The 17,745-nt window shown below is 60.7% G+C and carries 19 protein-coding genes and 1 other RNA gene; 16 read left to right on the top strand and 4 right to left on the bottom strand.

From position 1 onward, the window contains the following. The first annotated feature begins 54 nt into the window (after window positions 1–54). From rplM to QWI20_RS11435, 7 genes are all read left to right on the top strand, one after another. Window positions 55–483, top strand: a complete 429-nt coding sequence (gene rplM / locus QWI20_RS11465; protein WP_019693576.1) for a 50S ribosomal protein L13 — start codon at window positions 55–57, stop codon at window positions 481–483. A 14-nt stretch (window positions 484–497) separates the two neighbouring features. Further along, window positions 498–890 carry a 30S ribosomal protein S9 gene (gene rpsI / locus QWI20_RS11460; protein WP_065992123.1) on the top strand — a complete coding sequence of 131 codons (393 nt, stop codon included), beginning with the start codon at window positions 498–500 and terminating at the stop codon, window positions 888–890. Between the two features lie 123 nt (window positions 891–1,013). Beyond that, window positions 1,014–1,607: a ubiquinol-cytochrome c reductase iron-sulfur subunit gene (gene petA, locus QWI20_RS11455; RefSeq protein WP_369305608.1), complete on the top strand. Its 594-nt coding sequence runs from the start codon at window positions 1,014–1,016 to the stop codon at window positions 1,605–1,607. Then, on the top strand, window positions 1,607–2,818 hold the full coding sequence (locus tag QWI20_RS11450; protein ID WP_369305579.1) for a cytochrome bc complex cytochrome b subunit: 1,212 nt from the start codon (window positions 1,607–1,609) through the stop codon (window positions 2,816–2,818). The genes petA and QWI20_RS11450 overlap by 1 nt, the downstream gene beginning before the upstream one ends. After that, window positions 2,818–3,585 carry a cytochrome c1 gene (locus QWI20_RS11445; protein WP_369305578.1) on the top strand — a complete coding sequence of 256 codons (768 nt, stop codon included), beginning with the start codon at window positions 2,818–2,820 and terminating at the stop codon, window positions 3,583–3,585. The genes QWI20_RS11450 and QWI20_RS11445 overlap by 1 nt, the downstream gene beginning before the upstream one ends. A gap of 226 nt (window positions 3,586–3,811) precedes the next feature. Continuing rightward, a complete protein-coding gene (locus QWI20_RS11440; protein WP_037014722.1) occupies window positions 3,812–4,429 on the top strand; it encodes a glutathione S-transferase N-terminal domain-containing protein in 618 nt (205 codons plus the stop codon). Between the two features lie 18 nt (window positions 4,430–4,447). Then, window positions 4,448–4,861 (top strand): ClpXP protease specificity-enhancing factor, encoded by a 414-nt coding sequence (locus QWI20_RS11435; protein WP_122535926.1) that lies wholly within the window; start codon window positions 4,448–4,450, stop codon window positions 4,859–4,861. A gap of 78 nt (window positions 4,862–4,939) precedes the next feature. Here the strand turns inward: QWI20_RS11435 and QWI20_RS11430 are convergent, their stop codons facing one another. From QWI20_RS11430 to QWI20_RS11415, 4 genes are all read right to left on the bottom strand, one after another. After that, window positions 4,940–5,518, bottom strand: coding sequence for a BON domain-containing protein (locus tag QWI20_RS11430; RefSeq protein ID WP_346627041.1), 579 nt, complete (start codon window positions 5,516–5,518; stop codon window positions 4,940–4,942). Then, complete coding sequence (locus tag QWI20_RS11425) at window positions 5,515–6,108, bottom strand: phosphoheptose isomerase (protein WP_065992135.1); 594 nt, start codon at window positions 6,106–6,108, stop codon at window positions 5,515–5,517. Before QWI20_RS11425 ends, QWI20_RS11430 begins: the two co-directional genes overlap by 4 nt. 225 nt (window positions 6,109–6,333) lie before the next feature. After that, window positions 6,334–6,708, bottom strand: coding sequence for a YraN family protein (locus QWI20_RS11420; protein WP_369305577.1), 375 nt, complete (start codon window positions 6,706–6,708; stop codon window positions 6,334–6,336). Further along, window positions 6,705–8,519 (bottom strand): penicillin-binding protein activator, encoded by a 1,815-nt coding sequence (locus tag QWI20_RS11415; protein WP_369305576.1) that lies wholly within the window; start codon window positions 8,517–8,519, stop codon window positions 6,705–6,707. The genes QWI20_RS11420 and QWI20_RS11415 overlap by 4 nt, the downstream gene beginning before the upstream one ends. Before the next feature lie 255 nt (window positions 8,520–8,774). Between QWI20_RS11415 and rsmI the strand changes: the two genes are divergently transcribed. The 9 genes from rsmI to mraY all read left to right on the top strand — a co-directional run bounded on the left by rsmI (window position 8,775) and on the right by mraY (window position 17,741). Next, window positions 8,775–9,647, top strand: coding sequence for a 16S rRNA (cytidine(1402)-2'-O)-methyltransferase (rsmI, locus tag QWI20_RS11410; RefSeq protein WP_369305575.1), 873 nt, complete (start codon window positions 8,775–8,777; stop codon window positions 9,645–9,647). A gap of 86 nt (window positions 9,648–9,733) precedes the next feature. Then, an RNA gene (gene rnpB, locus QWI20_RS11405) (RNase P RNA component class A) lies at window positions 9,734–10,091 on the top strand. Window positions 10,092–10,398: 307 nt separating this feature from the next. Further along, complete coding sequence (mraZ, locus tag QWI20_RS11400) at window positions 10,399–10,854, top strand: division/cell wall cluster transcriptional repressor MraZ (protein ID WP_192171890.1); 456 nt, start codon at window positions 10,399–10,401, stop codon at window positions 10,852–10,854. Beyond that, window positions 10,851–11,798 carry a 16S rRNA (cytosine(1402)-N(4))-methyltransferase RsmH gene (gene rsmH / locus QWI20_RS11395; RefSeq protein ID WP_369305574.1) on the top strand — a complete coding sequence of 316 codons (948 nt, stop codon included), beginning with the start codon at window positions 10,851–10,853 and terminating at the stop codon, window positions 11,796–11,798. Before mraZ ends, rsmH begins: the two co-directional genes overlap by 4 nt. Continuing rightward, window positions 11,795–12,088, top strand: a complete 294-nt coding sequence (gene ftsL, locus QWI20_RS11390; RefSeq protein WP_192171762.1) for a cell division protein FtsL — start codon at window positions 11,795–11,797, stop codon at window positions 12,086–12,088. Before rsmH ends, ftsL begins: the two co-directional genes overlap by 4 nt. Further along, window positions 12,085–13,833 (top strand): penicillin-binding protein 2, encoded by a 1,749-nt coding sequence (locus QWI20_RS11385; protein ID WP_133772203.1) that lies wholly within the window; start codon window positions 12,085–12,087, stop codon window positions 13,831–13,833. The genes ftsL and QWI20_RS11385 overlap by 4 nt, the downstream gene beginning before the upstream one ends. Beyond that, a complete protein-coding gene (locus tag QWI20_RS11380) occupies window positions 13,833–15,296 on the top strand; it encodes a UDP-N-acetylmuramoyl-L-alanyl-D-glutamate--2,6-diaminopimelate ligase (RefSeq protein ID WP_369305573.1) in 1,464 nt (487 codons plus the stop codon). The genes QWI20_RS11385 and QWI20_RS11380 overlap by 1 nt, the downstream gene beginning before the upstream one ends. Next, window positions 15,289–16,659 carry a UDP-N-acetylmuramoyl-tripeptide--D-alanyl-D-alanine ligase gene (gene murF, locus QWI20_RS11375; RefSeq protein WP_369305572.1) on the top strand — a complete coding sequence of 457 codons (1,371 nt, stop codon included), beginning with the start codon at window positions 15,289–15,291 and terminating at the stop codon, window positions 16,657–16,659. Before QWI20_RS11380 ends, murF begins: the two co-directional genes overlap by 8 nt. Continuing rightward, window positions 16,659–17,741, top strand: coding sequence for a phospho-N-acetylmuramoyl-pentapeptide-transferase (gene mraY, locus QWI20_RS11370; RefSeq protein WP_037014691.1), 1,083 nt, complete (start codon window positions 16,659–16,661; stop codon window positions 17,739–17,741). Before murF ends, mraY begins: the two co-directional genes overlap by 1 nt. Window positions 17,742–17,745 lie beyond the last annotated feature (4 nt).

Genomic DNA, 17,745 nt, shown 5'->3' with positions numbered 1-17,745 from the left:
TAATGAGTATGCTCCGCCGTCTATTTTTCAGGGCGGCCTTTGAGGCTATAAAGAATGAAAACTTTTACCGCTAAACCGGAAACAGTAAAGCGCGACTGGTTCGTCGTCGACGCTGCTGGTCAGACCCTGGGTCGTCTGGCCACTGAAATCGCGAGCCGTCTGCGTGGCAAGCACAAGCCGGAATACACTCCGCACGTTGACACTGGCGACTACATCGTCGTGATCAATGCCGAGCAGATCCGTGTGACCGGTGCCAAGACCACCGACAAGATCTACTACTCTCACTCCGGTTTCCCGGGCGGGATCAAGTCGATCAACTTTGAAAAGCTGATCGCCAAAGCTCCTGAGCGCGTGATCGAGACCGCGGTCAAAGGCATGCTGCCTAAGAACCCGCTGGGTCGCGACATGTATCGTAAGCTGAAAGTCTATGCGGGCGCTGCACACCCTCATACTGCTCAGCAGCCCCAAGAACTGAAGTTTTAACGGAATAGTTCATTATGTCGGCGACTCAAAATTACGGCACTGGCCGTCGCAAGACCGCAACCGCTCGCGTTTTCCTGCGTCCGGGCACCGGTAACATCTCCATCAACAACCGTTCCCTGGACTCGTTCTTCGGTCGCGAAACTGCCCGCATGGTAGTTCGTCAGCCGCTGGAACTGACTCAGACTGTCGAGAAATTCGACATCTACGTCACTGTCATCGGCGGTGGTGTGAGTGGTCAGGCTGGCGCAATCCGCCACGGTATCACCCGCGCTCTGATGCAGTACGACGAAACCCTGCGCGGCGCTCTGCGCAAAGCAGGCTTCGTCACTCGCGATGCTCGCGAAGTTGAACGTAAGAAAGTCGGTCTGCGTAAAGCGCGTAAGCGTCCGCAGTACTCGAAGCGTTAATTCGCTTCCGTTCAAAAAGAACGCTCAGTTTCTATACGAAGCTGGGCGTTTTTTTATGGCTGTCTTTTATTGATTCCGAGGGCCTGGTCAAGGAGAACTCGGATGCTGACGGGAGAGGGCGCCATGGGCAATGACGGCGTAAACACGGGCCGGCGTCGCTTCCTTGTGACGGCCACGTCTGTGGTGGGTGCAGCAGGAGCGGTCGGTGCCGCCGTGCCGTTCGTGGGCTCATGGTTCCCGAGCGCCAGGGCCAGGGCTGCGGGAGCGCCTGTCAAAGTCAACATCAGCAAGATCGAGCCCGGCCAGCAGATGATCACCGAATGGCGCGGGCAGCCGGTGTTCATTGTCCGTCGTACGCCCGAGATCCTTTCTCGTCTGGGCCAACTTGCCGGCCAGCTCTCCGACCCCGAGTCAAAGGCCTCCACCCAGCCTGGTTACGTCGATCCGGTGGTGCGTTCCATCCGGCCGGAAATTCTGCTGTTGGTCGGCATCTGCACCCATCTCGGCTGCTCGCCCACGTTTCGCCCCGAAGTCGCCCCCGTTGACTTGGGCAAGGACTGGGTTGGCGGATATTTCTGTCCCTGCCACGGCTCCCGTTACGATTTGGCCGGACGCGTGTACAAGGCGCAGCCTGCACCGCTGAATCTGCCAGTGCCGCCGCATGCCTACGAGTCGGACTCAATCATCGTCATTGGTGTGGATCAGGGGGAAGCGTGATGAGCAGGCTCATGGACTGGATCAATGCGCGCTTCCCCGCGACCTCAATGTGGGAAAACCACCTCAGCAAGTACTACGTGCCCAGAAACCTGAATTTTTTCTATATATTCGGTGCGCTGGCTCTCCTGATGCTGGTGAACCAGATCCTCACGGGCATCTGGCTGACGATGAGTTACACGCCCACGGCAGAGGGAGCCTTTGCCTCGGTCGAGTCCATCATGCGCGACGTCGAATACGGCTCGATCCTGCGGTTGTTGCATTCGACCGGCGCGTCGGCATTCTTCATCGTCATCTACCTGCACATGTTCCGCGGCCTGCTGTACGGCTCTTATCAGAAGCCGCGGGAGCTGGTCTGGGTCTTCGGCATGCTGATTTATCTGGCACTGATGGCCGAGGCGTTCACGGGCTACCTCCTGCCGTGGGGACAGATGTCGTACTGGGGCGCGCAGGTGATCATTTCCCTGTTCGGCGCCATTCCGGTGATCGGCAACGACCTCGCACAGTGGATCCGCGGTGATTACCTGGTCTCCGGGATCACCCTCAACCGCTTCTTCGCGCTGCACGTCGTGGCGCTGCCAATCGTGATCCTCGGGCTTGTGGTGTTGCATATTCTGGCGCTGCATGAAGTGGGCTCGAACAACCCCGACGGCGTCGACATCAAGAAGTACAAGGATGAGAACGGCAACCCGCTGGACGGCATTCCCTTCCACCCGTACTACACGGTCAAGGATCTGCTCGGCGTCGTGGTGTTTCTGTTCATCTTTTGCTCGGTGGTGTTTTTCTTCCCGGAGATGGGCGGCTACTTTCTCGAGCAGCCCAACTTCGAGCCAGCGAACCCACTCAAGACCCCGGAGCACATTGCGCCGGTCTGGTACTTCACGCCGTTCTACGCGATCTTGCGCGCCATCCCGGACAAGCTTCTCGGCGTCATGGCCATGGGTACGGCCATCGCGTTGCTGTTCGTGCTGCCGTGGCTTGACCGCAGCCCGGTCAAATCGATGCGGTACAAGGGTTGGCTGAGCCGCGCGGGGCTAACGGTGTTTTGCGTGTGCTTCGTGACGCTCGGGGTGCTGGGCGTTCTGCCGCCAAGCCCCGGGCGCGCATTGCTGTCACAAGTCTGCACCTTTCTGTATTTCGCCAACTTCATCCTGATGCCGTTCTACACGCGCCTGGAGCGGACGAAGCCGGTGCCGGACAGGGTGACGAGCTGATGAAAAAGGTGCTCGTCGTCTTGCTCATGGCCATGTTGCCGGCGCTGTCGTTCGCTGATGAGCATGGCGCGGGCCTTGAAGGCGTTGATATCGATGTGTCCGACAAGTCCGCCCTGCAGGATGGCGCGCGGACGTTCGTCGATTACTGCATGGGTTGCCACAGCGCCAGGTTCCAGCGCTACGAGCGCGTTGCAGACGACCTCGGCATTCCCCACGAGCGGATGCTGGAGAAGCTGGCGCCTGCCGGGGCGAAGATCGGCGACCACATGACCATCGGCATGCAGCCCGCGGATGCAAAAGCCTGGTTTGGCGCCGCACCGCCCGATCTGACCCTCGTCGCGCGCGTTCGCGGAACGGACTGGCTCTATGGCTACCTGCGTTCGTTCTACGAGGACCGGACGCGGCCCTGGGGCGTGAACAACACCGTTTTCCCCAGCGTGGCCATGCCCAACGTGCTGGAAGGGCTTCAGGGGCGTCAAAGGCTCGCCTGCAAGGAAGTTCAGCACGTCGAGGGCGGGGAAAAACACACCGACACGCCCCTGAATCGCGAAGCCTGCGATCAGCTGATCATCGTGCCCAACACCGGCACGCTGACCAACGCGCAGTTCGACGAGAGGGTAAAGAACCTCGTCACCTTCCTTGCCTACTCGGCCAATCCGGACAAGCTTCAGCACCAGCGCATCGGCACCTACGTGCTGCTTTACCTCGCCGTGTTGTGCATCCTGGCCTGGCTGCTCAAGCGTGAATTCTGGAAAGACATCCGTTGAGCAGGCGTCGGATTCGCATGTCTCGGCCACCTGCTGCTGCGCTGTTTCAGGTAATCCGTGCAGAGCGGGTATAGTGGCGGGCTGAAGATTGCAGAATCTACCTTGAGTAAATGAGCTATCTTGTCGCCCGCGTTGAACACCTGATCATCGTGGACGTCGCCGAAAGCGCCCTCGCGGCGCATCCGTATTTCTGCTTTTTGAATATCTACAAGCGAGGAGGACCGCCATGGGCGTGACCAATCGGTTGGCCTGTTACTCCGACCCCGCCGACCACTATTCCCATCGCGTGCGCATTGTGCTCGCCGAGAAAGGTGTCAGCGCCGAGATCATTGAAGTTGTCGAGGGCCGTCATCCGCCCAAATTGATCGAGGTGAATCCGTACGGCAGCGTGCCGACCCTGGTTGATCGCGACTTGGCGTTGTACGAGTCGACGGTGGTAATGGAATACCTGGACGAGCGTTATCCCCATCCGCCGCTGCTCCCGGTCTATCCGGTGGCGCGTGCCAACAGCCGCTTGCTGATCCACCGGATTCAGCGCGACTGGTGCGGTCTGGTGGATCTGATTCTGGACCCGCGCAGCAAAGAAGCCGCACGTGTTCAGGCGCGCAAGGAGCTGCGCGAAAGTCTGACCGGCGTATCGCCGTTGTTCGCGGATAAGCCTTTTTTCCTGAGCGACGAGCAAAGTCTGGTCGACTGCTGTCTATTGCCCATACTCTGGCGCCTGCCGATTCTGGGTATCGAATTGCCGCGGCCCGCCAAGCCGCTGCTTGACTACATGGAGCGCCAATTTGCGCGTGAGGCATTTCAGGCAAGTCTGTCTGGTGTCGAACGCGACATGCGCTAAGGCCTTAGGAGCCGTTTGATGAACTCCAGTCGCCCTTATCTGATCCGCGCTTTGTATGAGTGGATCGTGGATAACGATTGCACACCGCACGTACTCGTCAATGCCGAGTTTCCGGCGGTGCAAGTCCCGCAAGGCTTTGCCAATGACGGGCAGATCGTTCTGAACATTTCACCGAGCGCCGTGCGCCATTTGCACATGGACAACGACGCGGTGAGTTTCGAAGGCCGCTTCGGTGGCGTTCCCCACAGCTTGTATGTGCCGATTGCCGCGATCATGGGCATTTATGCCCGCGAGAACGGGCAGGGCATGGTCTTCGATCTGGAGCCTGCTGTGGACGAAGACGAAGATCTGGACGTCGAAGACGACATGCCTCCACCGAACGACGAGCCACCACGCCCTACGGGCCGGCCGAGTCTGAAAGTGGTCAAGTAAGTCGCTTCTGCAGTAACGAAAAAGGCGATCCCGAGGGATCGCCTTTTTTGTGCGCGCCGATTGGCTCTTGCCACACCCTCAGTCGATGTACTCAAACAGCTTCACGATCTTCTGCACGCCGCCGACGCCTTGCACCAGGTTGGTGGCGCGGGTAGCTTCGGCCTGAGTCAGCAGGCCCAGCAGGTAGACGATGCCGTTCTCGGTCACGACCTTGATGCGCGAGCCCGGGATGGTGCTGTCGGTGAGCATCTCGGTTTTGATCTTGCTCGTCAGCCAGGCGTCATTGCTGCGCGCCAGCATCGAGGACGGGCCGGTGACCTGCAGTTCGTTGTTGACCTTCTTGACCTTCTGCACCTGGCTGGCGGTTTGCTCGGCCAGTTGCTTGAGGTCGGCGCGCGGGGTCTGGCCGGCCAGCAGGACGATGCCGTTGAAGCTGGTCACGACGATGTGTGATGCGTTGTCCAGGTCAGGGCTGGCTTTGGCGATGTTGACCGCGACCTTGGTCTCGATCAGCGAGTCGTCGATCTTGCTGCCGAAGGTGCGTGTACCACGATCGTCATCGATCGGCGCTTCACGGCTGGCGTTGATCACCGAGCTGCATCCGCTGATGCCCAGGCAGAGCGTCAGGGCCAGCAGGCTAAGACGTTTGGATATCATTCTTCACTCCCGAACAGTTGGCTGTCGATCAAGTCGCAAAGGCAGTGGATCGCCAGCAGGTGGACTTCCTGGATACGTGCGGTGACTTTCGCCGGGACGCGGATTTCAACGTCCTCCGGCAACAGCAACGACGCAACGTCGCCGCCATCGCGACCGGTCAAGGCTACGACAATCATTTCACGATCATGTGCGGCCTGAATGGCCTGAATAATGTTCGCCGAATTGCCGCTGGTGGAAATCGCCAGCAGCACATCGCCCGGCTGACCCAGCGCGCGAATCTGTTTGGAGAAGATTTCGTTGTAGCTGTAGTCGTTGGCGATGGAGGTGATGGTGGAGGTGTCCGTGGTCAGCGCGATGGCGGGCAGGCTCGGTCGCTCGCGTTCGAAACGGTTGAGCAGCTCCGAGGAAAAGTGCTGGGCATCGCCAGCCGAACCGCCATTACCGCAAGCGAGCATCTTGCCCTCGTTGAGCAGGGCGTTGACCATCACTTGGCTGGCTTGCTCTATGTGGGGTGCAACAACATCCATCGCCTGTTGCTTGGTGTCGATGCTGGCCTGAAAAAGCTGGCGAATTCGGGATTGCATGTCCATCTATGAAAACCTTAATAGGGGCGGCTGGTCGGGGCGGCGTCCGATAAGTCATCGGCGTCCCGGCACAAAACTGTGCAGCCCGCAAAGCAAAGAGCAAAAGAGCCAGTGTGGTTCGTTGGGCGGTAAAGGATAAAGCACAGCAGCAAAAGCTTCCCGGCTAAAGCCGGTCCTACAAAAGGGAGGGCGGCCGATCTTACGCTGCAATCCCACGGAATCATCGCGTTTTCAGCAATCGAAAGCGTTGGTCAGCCAGTTAAGCGCGGGTGATGTGCCGGGGTCGCCATTGATCGCGACGACGTCGAAGCGACACGGTGAATCGGCCCAGCGCACCTCGCTTTGCAGAAAGGACTGAGCCGCCAGCGTGAGCTTTTCCTGCTTGCGAAAATCGACGCTTTCCAGCGCGCCACCCCAACCGGCATGGCGACGATACCGAACTTCGACGAATACTACTGTATCGCCGTCGAGCATGACCAGATCAAGCTCGCCGCGTTTGCATGCCCAGTTGCGGGTAATCAGCTGCAATCCATGCTGTTGCAGGTGACGCAGGGCGTAGGCTTCGGCCTCGCGCCCTGCGGTTTGACGGGGCGTGCCTGAGGTCAAGGCGCGGTGTCCGGCAGGCGCTGAACCTTGCCGTCTACGAACTCTGCCCACGGCAGTTGACGCTCGATGCGTTGGCCCTGGCCGATCGCCAGGCTGCCGGACAGGCCGTCGATGCGGCTCTCAGGCAGCGTTTTCAACTGAGTCAGTCGTGGCGCCAGACGATACGCGTCGATGCCCATGGCGTAGAGACGGCCAAGGCTGCCGGAGGCTTGTGGCCATTGCGCCGTCACTTGCTGACGCAGCGGGTCGTTGGCGTTCAGCAACCAAGGGGTTTCGCAGAAGCGCACGCCGTTCAGGTCGTTGTACATCGCCGGGTCACCGCTGTTGGTGAACAGGTGCGAAGTGGCATAGACCGGCACATCACCAGCGTACTGGAAGACCATGGTCGGCTTGATCTGCTGAGCCTGTTGAGGCGTTGCAGCGAGGAACATGAAGTCCACGTCCTGGCGACGGGAAGGCTGAGCAGCCATCTGCGTGCCAGTGGCGCCTTGCACGCGCTGGGCGCGACCTTCGCTGTTGCGCAACTGGAACAGATCGGCAACCTGTTGAGCAAGTGCGACCGGCTGGTCGATGCGTTCAGCACCCAGCAAGGTGCCGCCTTTGGCCTGCCAGCTTTGACGGAAGGCCTCCAGCACGCGATCACCCCATTCGCCCTTCGGTACCATGGCAACCGCACTGCGCTTGCCATCGGCCCAGGCACGGCGGGCCACTTCGCGGGCTTCGTCTTCCGCTGCCAGACCGAACTGGAACAGCTCGGCAGGGCCCTGGGTGCCGGAATCGCTGTAGTTCAGCGCCAGCGTGGTGATCGGCAATTGAGGGCGAGCGCTCAGCTGTTTAACCAGTGGCTTCTCCAGCGGACCCACCACCAGTTGCACGCCTGCAGCCTTGGCTTGCGCATAAAAGGCGTCCATCGAGGTCACGCGGGAGCTGTCGAATACTTCGATCGCAGGTGGCTTCTCGCCGGCCTGCTGCGCTTGGTAGTTCGCAGCCATGAAGCCGTCACGCAGGGCGCGGGAGACCGAGGCGAGCGGACCGTCTTGCGGCAGCAGCAGCGCGATCTTGGTCAACGGCTGGCTCTTCAGGTCACGCAGCTGCGCGAGGGCAGTCGGCAGCTGGCGCGCAGCCGGGTGTTGCGGGTTCTGCGCTTTCCAGTTGTCGATGGCCGCCTGTTGCTGTTCCAGCGTGCCGGCGCCTTTGACCGCGCGGGCCAGGCTCAACCAGCCGCCCATGTCATCGTTGGCCGAGCTTTGCTGCTGCTCGGGTGGCAGCGCGGCTACCAGCGTCCAGATAGCGTCGTTGTTGGCGTTCAGGGCGTCGCCTTGCAGCAACGGGCCCATGAACACGCGCTCGCTCGCGGCTGCGAGAGTCTGGCCGTCTGCCTCAAACGCCCGGGCGCGAACGGTGTGAGCGCGGGTTTGCAGGTCAACCGGCATTTCGCCCAGATGCTGCATGCTCGGGTGGTTGAGGGCGGTCAGCGCGGCCTTCGGCTGGCTGCGACCCAATGCCAGTTCGGCAGACAGGGTGTTGGCGTAGATTTGCTTGTCGGTCTTGAGCTGATCCATCTGGACCTGCTCGAGAATGCTCGCAGCGCGGCTCGGGTTGTTCTGAAGCGCTGCCAGGTCGGCCGCCGTCAGTTTCAGCAACGCTGCCTGATCAGGCGATTTTGCCGCAGCGGCCTGTTCGAGCAGTTGTTCGATGCTGGCATCGGGGGAGCGAGGCAATTCGCCAAGGCTGGAGGAGGGCGAACCGGCACAGGCAGCCAGAAGGGCAGCGAGGCAGAGGGCAGAGAACAGCCGCAGGCAAGCGATCATGTGTATGTTCCTGATACTCGAGCAAATTAGCGTGGAAGTGTACCCAAGCACTGGCCGGGGCGCGACGTTGAAGGCGTTAAAGCGGCGATATTGATCGTCTCCGGGCGCGTCAGTTGACGTGAGTCGGTCTGTCGCGGAGTCGCTGCCATGTTGCGGGTGTTCGAGCTGCTTTTCTGGACTCACGGGGTGCGACGTCCTGTTTTGTCGGCCGCAGCCTGTACAATGCAGGCTTTTACACAACATGAGGTGTGCGCTTTGACTGCTCCGGGTGCTTCGAATTCCACTACAGGCGCGCTTTATGTGGTGGCCACGCCGATCGGCAACCTGGATGACATCAGCGCCCGCGCCTTGAAGGTGCTGCGCGATGTTTCGCTGATTGCCGCAGAAGATACCCGCCACTCGTTACGGCTGATGCAGCACTTCGGCATTCCGACGCCATTGGCGGCCTGTCATGAGCACAACGAGCGCGAGGAGGGGAGCCGTTTCATCACGCGCCTGCTGGCCGGCGATAACGTTGCGCTGATTTCCGATGCCGGGACGCCGCTGATTTCCGACCCCGGTTACCATCTGGTGCGTCAGGCCCGGGCAGCGGGTATTCAAGTGATCCCTGTGCCGGGCGCCTGCGCTTTGATTGCGGCGCTGTCTGCGGCGGGGTTGCCCTCGGACCGATTCATCTTCGAAGGCTTCTTGCCGGCCAAGTCGGTGGGCCGAAAAGCGCGGCTCGAACTCGTCAAGGAAGAACCGCGCACGCTTATCTTCTATGAAGCGCCCCACCGCATTCTCGAATGCCTTCAGGACATGGAAGAAGTCTTCGGCCCCGACCGCCCCGCCGTGCTTGGCCGCGAATTGACCAAAACGTTCGAAACCCTCAAGGGGCTGCCGCTGTCCGAGCTTCGTGCCTTTGTTGAGGGCGACAGTAATCAGCAGCGCGGCGAGTGCGTGGTGCTTGTGGCGGGCTGGAGCGAGCCCGAAGGCGAAGACGTGATTGGCGCCGAAGCGCGGCGGGTGCTGGATCTGCTGCTGGAGGAAATGCCCCTCAAGCGTGCCGCCGCACTGGCAGCCGAGATCACCGGCGTACGCAAGAACCTGCTCTATCAGGTGGCGCTGGATAAACAGAAAGGCGTGTGACGGGATGTCGCGGGCAGCTCTGCAAATGGCGCGATAGCCGATTAAAGCTTGTTCTTGAGCCGCCCTCCCATTAACCTTGGCGGCGGAGAGTCGATTGGACAGTCGCTGCCTTTCATTGTTCTGCAATGGAGGGGGGAGGAAAGTCCGGGCTCCATAGGGCGGAGTGCCAGGTAACGCCTGGGGGGCGTGAGCCTACGGAAAGTGCCACAGAAAATAACCGCCTAAGCACTTCGGTGCCGGTAAGGGTGAAAAGGTGCGGTAAGAGCGCACCGCACGTCTGGCAACAGTTCGTGGCTAGGTAAACCCCACTCGGAGCAAGACCAAATAGGGTTCCAAGGCGTGGCCCGCGCTGGAACCGGGTAGGTTGCTAAAGATGTCCAGTGATGGCCATCGTAGAGGAATGACTGTCCTCGACAGAACCCGGCTTACAGATCGACTCTCCACCTCCTTTTCTTCCCCTCGTTTGTACGATTCATCCCCTTCCGTAATACCAAAAAAATCTTAAACCTCACAAATCACTTTAACTTCAGACCTCATCTATTTGTTCATCCTCGGAAATATCCGTAGGACCGGTCTGAAATCCGCTACATCTCCTGCGTAAGTGCTCCTAAATATCCGTCCTGTAAGGGTTTTCCTCGTGAAGTCGCCTTGACGGTGTGGTGGGCGCATTCCTATAGTGTGCGCAAGTGGCGGAAAGTGGCGTGAAGTGGGTTTTTTGACCGCAAAAAGATAATATTTGGAGATCGCGCCTGTGTTCCGTGGTGCAAACGCAATCAATCTCGACGCAAAGGGCCGTCTCGCTATGCCGAGCCGGTACCGTGACGAGTTGGATTCGCGTAGCGCCGGCCAGATGATTGTCACCATTGATACCGTCGACCCGTGCTTGTGCATCTATCCGCTTCCCGAGTGGGAGTTGATTGAGGCCAAGCTGCGCGAGCTCGCCACATTTCGTGAAGAAAACCGTCGCCTGCAGCGGCTGTTGATCGGTAATGCGGTTGATCTGGAGCTGGACGGCAGTGGGCGTTTTCTGGTGCCGCCACGTTTGCGTGAATACGCCAAGCTCGATAAGCGAGTGATGCTGGTAGGCCAGCTCAACAAGTTTCAACTGTGGGATGAGGACGCCTGGAACGCACTTGCTGATGCGGACCTTGCGGCCATTCAAAAACCGGGTGCGATGCCCGATGAACTGCGTGATTTGATCCTGTGACTACGAATAGCGGCTTTACCCACATCACCGTACTGCTCGAAGAAGCCGTCGAGGCTCTAGCGGTGCGCGCCGATGGCTGCTATCTGGATGGCACGTTCGGTCGTGGCGGACATAGCCGCCTTATATTGCAGAACCTGGGGCCGGAGGGTCGGCTTCTCGGATTCGATAAAGATCCCCAAGCGATTGCCACCGGGCAAACGCTGGCGGCCGAAGACGGCCGCTTTGTCATTGTGCAGCGCAGCTTTGCTGAATTGGGCGCCGAAGCTCAAGAGCGCGGGTTGGCGGGTAAAGTCAGCGGCATTCTTCTGGATCTCGGTGTGTCGTCGCCACAACTGGACGACCCCGAGCGCGGCTTCAGCTTCATGAATGACGGCCCCCTCGACATGCGTATGGACCCGTCCCGCGGCGTCAGCGCAGCCGAATTCGTCAACACTGCGCCCGCCGAAGAGATCGCCCGCGTTTTCAAGGAATACGGCGAAGAGCGTTTCTCCCGCCGCATGGCCGGTGCCGTCGTGGCCCGCCGCGAGACTCAACCGTTCGAGCGCACCGGCGATCTGGCCGAAGTGCTGAAAGTCGCCAACCCGGCGTGGGAAAAGGGCAAGAACCCGGCGACCCGCGCTTTCCAGGGCCTGCGCATTCACGTCAACAACGAACTGGGCGATCTGGAAGCCGGCCTTGACGCTGCGCTGGAAGCCCTTGAAGTGGGCGGCCGTCTGGTGGTCATCAGCTTCCACTCGCTGGAAGACCGCATCGTCAAATTGTTCATGCGCAAGCTGGTCAAGGGCGAAGCCGACAACCTGCCGCGCAACCTGCCGATCCGTCATCAGGCGTTCGAGCCGCGTATCAAGTTGATCGGCAAGGCGCAGTTCGCGTCCGATGATGAAACCCGCGCCAATCCGCGTTCGCGCAGCGCCGTCATGCGCGTCGCGGAGAAACTCCGATGAACCGCGGTTTCTTCAAGCCCCTGCCGGGCGGCAGCTTCTTCATGCTGATGCTGTTTATCGCCGTGCTGGTGTCAGCGATCGGTGTGGCGTACAGCGCGCACTGGAACCGTCAGTTGCTCAACTCCCTTTACGGTGAACTCAGCGTGCGCGACAAAGCGCAGGCCGAGTGGGGTCGCCTGATTCTTGAGCAAAGCACCTGGACTGCCCACAGCCGTATCGAGGCCCTGGCCACCGATCAGCTGAAAATGCGCATCCCGAACGCCGCCGACATCCGGATGGTGTCGCCATGATGAAACTCGAAGGGGCGCTCTACCCGTGGCGGTTTCGCGTCGTGGTCGGCCTGCTGTCGGTCATGGTCATCGCGATCTGCTACCGCATCGTCGACCTGCAAGTCATCGATCACCGTTTCCTCATTGAGCAGGGCGATGCACGCAGCCTGCGCACCGTTTCGATTCCCGCCCACCGTGGTCTGATCACCGACCGCAACGGTGAGCCGCTGGCCGTCAGTACGCCGGTCACCACCATCTGGGCAAACCCGTCCGAAATGCAGGCCGACAAGACCAAATGGGTCCAGCTCGCGCAAGCGCTGGGGCAAGATCCCAAGGCGTTGACGGATCGCCTCAATGAACAGGCAAGCAAAGAATTCATCTATCTGGTCCGTGGCCTGACCCCGGAGCAGGGTCAGTCGGTGCTCGACCTGAAAGTCCCGGGCGTTTACGGCAAGGAAGAATTCCGCCGTTTCTACCCAGCGGGCGATGTCACCGCGCACATGGTCGGATTTACCGACCTCGATGATCACGGCCGTGAAGGCGTAGAGCTGGCGTATGAAGACTGGCTCGCCGGCGTCCCCGGCAAGCGGCAGGTCATTAAGGACCGGCGCGGCAGGATGATCAAAGACCTGCAAGTGAAGAAAAACGCCAAGGCCGGCAAGACCTTGGCTTTGTCTATTGATCTGCGCCTGCAATACCTGGCAACCCGTGAGCTGCGCAACGCCATTCAGGAAAACGACGCCAAGGCCGGCAGCCTGGTGATCATGGACGTGAAAACCGGCGAAGTGCTGGCGATGGTCAACCAGCCGACGTACAACCCGAACAACCGTCGCACCATGGTGCCGGCGGCGATGCGTAACCGCGCGATCATCGACGTGTTCGAACCGGGTTCGACCATGAAACCGATCTCCATGACCGCCGCGCTGGAAAGCGGCCGCTGGAAGCCGAGCGACAAGGTCGAGGTCTACCCGGGCACGTTGCAGATCGGCAAATACACCATCCGTGACGTGACCAAAACCGAAGGCCCGATCCTCGACTTGACCGGCATCCTGATCAACTCCAGTAACGTCGGCATGAGTAAAGTCGCGTTCGACGTGGGTGGCGAAGCGATTTTCCACGCCATGCAGCGTGTGGGCCTGGGCCAATACACCGGCCTTGGCTTCCCGGGCGAGCGCGTCGGCAACCTGCCGAACTACCGTGAGTGGCGCAAGGCTGAAACCGCAACGCTGTCGTACGGCTACGGCCTGTCGGTGACGGCGTTGCAGCTGGTCCACGCCTACGCGGCGCTGGCCAACAACGGCAAGATTGTGCCGCTGACCATTCTCAAGACCGATACGCCAGCCGAGTCGGTTCAGGCCATTCCGGAAGCGACGGCCAAGACCGTGCAGGGCATGTTGCAGCAAGTGATCGAAGACCCCCGTGGTGTTTACCGTGCGCGCGTTCCGTCGTATCACGTGGCGGGCAAGTCCGGTACCGCGCGGAAAACCTCCGTGGGCACCAAGGGCTACGCGGAAAACTCCTACCGTTCGCTGTTCGCCGGTTTCGGCCCGATGAGCAACCCGCGTTACGCGGTCGTTGTGGTCATCGATGAGCCGAGCAAAGGCGGTTACTTCGGTGGTCTGGTTTCCGCTCCAGTCTTCAGCAAGGTGATGTCGGGCACGCTGCGCTTGATGAATGTGCGCCCGGACAACCTCGCGCCGGTTCCGCCTGAGCAACAAGCCAACGCTGCGCCCGCCGCCGCCCCAGTCAAGGGAGGACGTGGCTGATGTCTTTGAATTTGAGCAAGCTGTTTGCGCAGTGCAACCGCGATCTGCTGATTCGCGAACTGACCCTGGACAGCCGCAAAGTGCGTCCGGGCGATCTGTTTCTGGCGATTCCGGGCCTCAAGGTCGACGGCCGTGAGCACATCACCGACGCCATCGCCCACGGCGCGGCGGCCATTGCTTATGAAGTCGAAGGCGCCAAGGTGCTGCCGATTACCGATATTCCGATGATTCCGGTCAAGGGGCTGGCAGCGCAGCTGTCCGATATCGCCGGTCGCTTCTATGGCGACCCGAGCCGCAACCTGAACCTGATCGGCGTGACTGGCACCAACGGCAAAACCAGCGTGACTCAACTGGTGGCGCAGGCGCTGGACACGCTCGGGCAGCACTGCGGCATCATCGGCACGCTGGGCACTGGCTTCTATAGCGAACTGAAAAGCGGCATTCACACCACGCCGGATCCGATCTCCGTGCAATCGACGCTCTACGACCTTAAAAGGGCCGGGGCCAAAGCGGTTGCCATGGAAGTCTCGTCCCACGGGCTGGATCAGGGCCGGGTGACTGCATTGGCTTTCGATGTGGCAGTGATGACCAACCTGTCCCGTGACCATCTCGATTATCACGGCACCATGGAGGCTTACGCGGCCGCCAAGGCCAAGCTGTTCGCCTGGAATGACCTGCGCTGCCGTGTGGTCAATCTTGACGACGGGTTTGGTCGCCAGCTCGCCGCTGCGCCGCACCCTTCACGGTTGATTACCTATAGCCTGGAAGACAGCAGCGCTTACCTGTTCTGCCGTGATGCGCATTTCGATGACGACGGCGTGCGCGCGACATTGGTAACGCCTCAAGGCAGCCATGCGTTGCGCAGCAGCCTGCTGGGTCGTTTCAACCTGAGCAATGTGCTGGCTGCGGTCGGCGCTTTGATGGGTCTCGATTACCCACTGGACGACATCTTGAAAGTCCTGCCGACGCTGGAAGGCCCTGCCGGCCGGATGCAACGGCTGGGCGGTGGCTCGCGTCCGCTGGTCGTGGTCGATTACGCCCACACCCCTGACGCGCTGGAAAAAGTGCTCGCCGCTTTGCGCCCCCATGCAAAAGGTCAACTGACCTGCCTGTTCGGCTGCGGCGGCGACCGTGATCGCGGCAAGCGGCCGCTGATGGCGGAAGTGGTCGAGCGTCTGGCCGACAAAGTGTTGGTCACCGACGACAACCCGCGCAGCGAAGACCCAGCTCGTATTTTTGATGACATCCGCGGTGGATTCGTCTCGGCGAACGCTGTCGATTTCGTGGCCGGTCGTGGTCAGGCGATCGCGCAGATCATTGCTCAATCATCCGCTGCCGATGTGATCGTGCTGGCGGGCAAGGGCCACGAGGATTACCAGGAAATCAACGGCCAGCGTCAGCCGTTTTCCGATCTGGAAGAAGCCAGCAAAGCGCTCGACGCCTGGGAGGCTGCACATGCTTAAGCCGCTCTCGTTTAGCGAACTGCTGGTGCCGCTCGACGCACGTCGTGTCGGCCATGACTGCAGTTTTTCCGGTGTCAGCATCGACAGCCGCGCGATCACGCCCGGCCAATTGTTCGTGGCGTTGACCGGCCCGCGCTTCGACGGTCACGACTATCTCGATCAAGTCGCTGCCAAAGGCGCAGTTGGCGCGTTGGTTGAACGCGAGGTCCCGGGCAGTTCGCTGCCGCAGTTGATCGTCACCGACACCCGCAAAGCCCTCGCGCAACTCGGCGCGCTGAACCGCAATGCCTTTATAGACAAGCCGGTCGCTGCGATCACCGGTTCCAGCGGCAAGACCACCGTGAAGGAAATGCTGGCGAGCATCCTGCGCACGCGTGGCCCTGTGCTGGCGACCCGCGGCAATCTGAACAACGAACTCGGCGTGCCGTTGACGCTGCTGGAGCTGGCGCCGGAATTCGACGCCGCCGTCATCGAACTGGGCGCGTCCCGGGTCGGCGAGATCGCTTTCACGGTCAGCCTCGCCAAGCCCCATGTCTGTGTCCTGACCAACGCCGGGACTGCCCATGTCGGTGAGTTCGGCGGTCCGGAAAAGATCGTCGAAGCCAAGGGCGAGATCATCGAAGGCCTGGACGCTCGCGGTGTTGCGGTATTGAACCTCGACGACAAGGCGTTCGATATCTGGGTGGCCCGCGCCGGCTCGCGCAACGTGTTGAGCTTCGCGCTCAACAACAGCCGTGCTGACTTCTACGCCAGCGACCTGGGCATTGATGCGCGCGGTTGCCCGGCATTCACGTTGAACACCCCGAACGGCTCAGCCCCGGTGCAATTGAATCTGCTGGGCACGCACAACGTTGCCAATGCGTTGGCCGCAGCGGCTGCTGCCCACGCGCTGGATGTATCGCTGGCAGGCATCGTCACCGGGCTTAACGACGTACAGCCGGTCAAGGGCCGCACCGTCGCGCAACTGGCGCCGAACGGCATGCGCGTCATCGATGACACCTACAACGCCAACCCCACTTCCGTGGCTGCCGCGACCGACATCCTCACCGGTTTCCCGGGCCGCAAGGTTCTGGTGCTGGGCGACATCGGCGAGCTCGGCGCCTGGGCGGAGCAGGGCCATCGCGACGTCGGCGAATACGCGGTCGGCAAAGTCGACGCACTGTATGCCGTCGGTCCGTTGATGGCCCATGCGGTCAAGGCTTTCGGGCAGGATGCCCGCCATTTTGAAACTCAGGCTGAGCTGATCGAAGCGCTTGGCGCCGAGCACGATAAAAACACCACCATTTTGATTAAAGGTTCACGCAGCGCTGCGATGGAAAACGTCGTAGCGGCCTTATGCGGAACACGCCTGGAGAAACATTAATGCTGCTGCTGCTGGCCGAGTATCTGCAACAGTTCTACAAAGGCTTCGCGGTCTTTCAGTACCTGACCCTGCGCGGGATCCTTGGCGTGCTCACCGCACTGTCACTTTCCCTGTGCCTGGGCCCGTGGATGATCCGCGCCCTGCAGAGCAAGCAGATCGGTCAATCCGTGCGCAACGACGGACCCCAATCGCACCTGTCCAAGTCCGGCACGCCGACCATGGGTGGTGCGCTGATTCTGTCTGCAATCGGCATCGCCACGTTGTTGTGGGCTGATCTGAGCAACCGTTATGTGTGGGTCGTGCTGATCGTCACGCTGCTGTTCGGCGCCATCGGCTGGGTCGACGACTACCGCAAGGTGATCGAGAAGAACTCGCGCGGGCTGCCGAGCCGCTGGAAATACTTCTGGCAATCGGTGTTCGGCCTGGGCGCGGCGATCTTCCTTTATATGACTGCGCAATCGCCCGTGGAAACCACGCTGCTGATCCCGATGCTCAAGGACTTCAGTATCCCGTTGGGCATTGGCTTCGTCGTGCTGACCTACTTCGTGATCGTCGGCTCCAGCAACGCCGTGAACCTCACGGATGGCCTGGACGGTCTGGCGATCATGCCAACCGTAATGGTCGGCGGCGCGCTGGGGATCTTCTGCTACCTGTCGGGTAACGTGAAATTTGCGGAATACCTGCTGATCCCTTACGTGCCGGGCGCGGGCGAATTGATCGTGTTCTGTGGCGCGCTGATCGGCGCAGGCCTGGGGTTCCTCTGGTTCAACACCTATCCGGCTCAAGTGTTCATGGGCGACGTCGGGGCGCTGGCACTGGGCGCGGCGCTGGGCACCATCGCTGTGATTGTCCGTCAGGAAATCGTCCTGTTCATCATGGGCGGCGTCTTCGTGATGGAGACCCTGTCAGTCGTCATTCAGGTCGCATCGTTTAAATTGACCGGCCGCCGCGTTTTCCGCATGGCGCCCATCCATCACCACTTTGAACTCAAGGGCTGGCCTGAGCCGCGCGTGATCGTCCGTTTCTGGATCATCACCGTGATTCTGGTGTTGGTCGGCCTTGCCACGTTGAAACTGAGGTAGAACG

Origin of the sequence: Pseudomonas sp. W2-17, from assembly GCF_041060445.1 — a bacterium.
In the GTDB taxonomy this organism is placed as follows: domain Bacteria; phylum Pseudomonadota; class Gammaproteobacteria; order Pseudomonadales; family Pseudomonadaceae; genus Aquipseudomonas.
The sequence above is the reverse complement of the archived record's forward strand: the minus strand, read 5'-3'. Positions and strand labels throughout refer to the sequence as shown.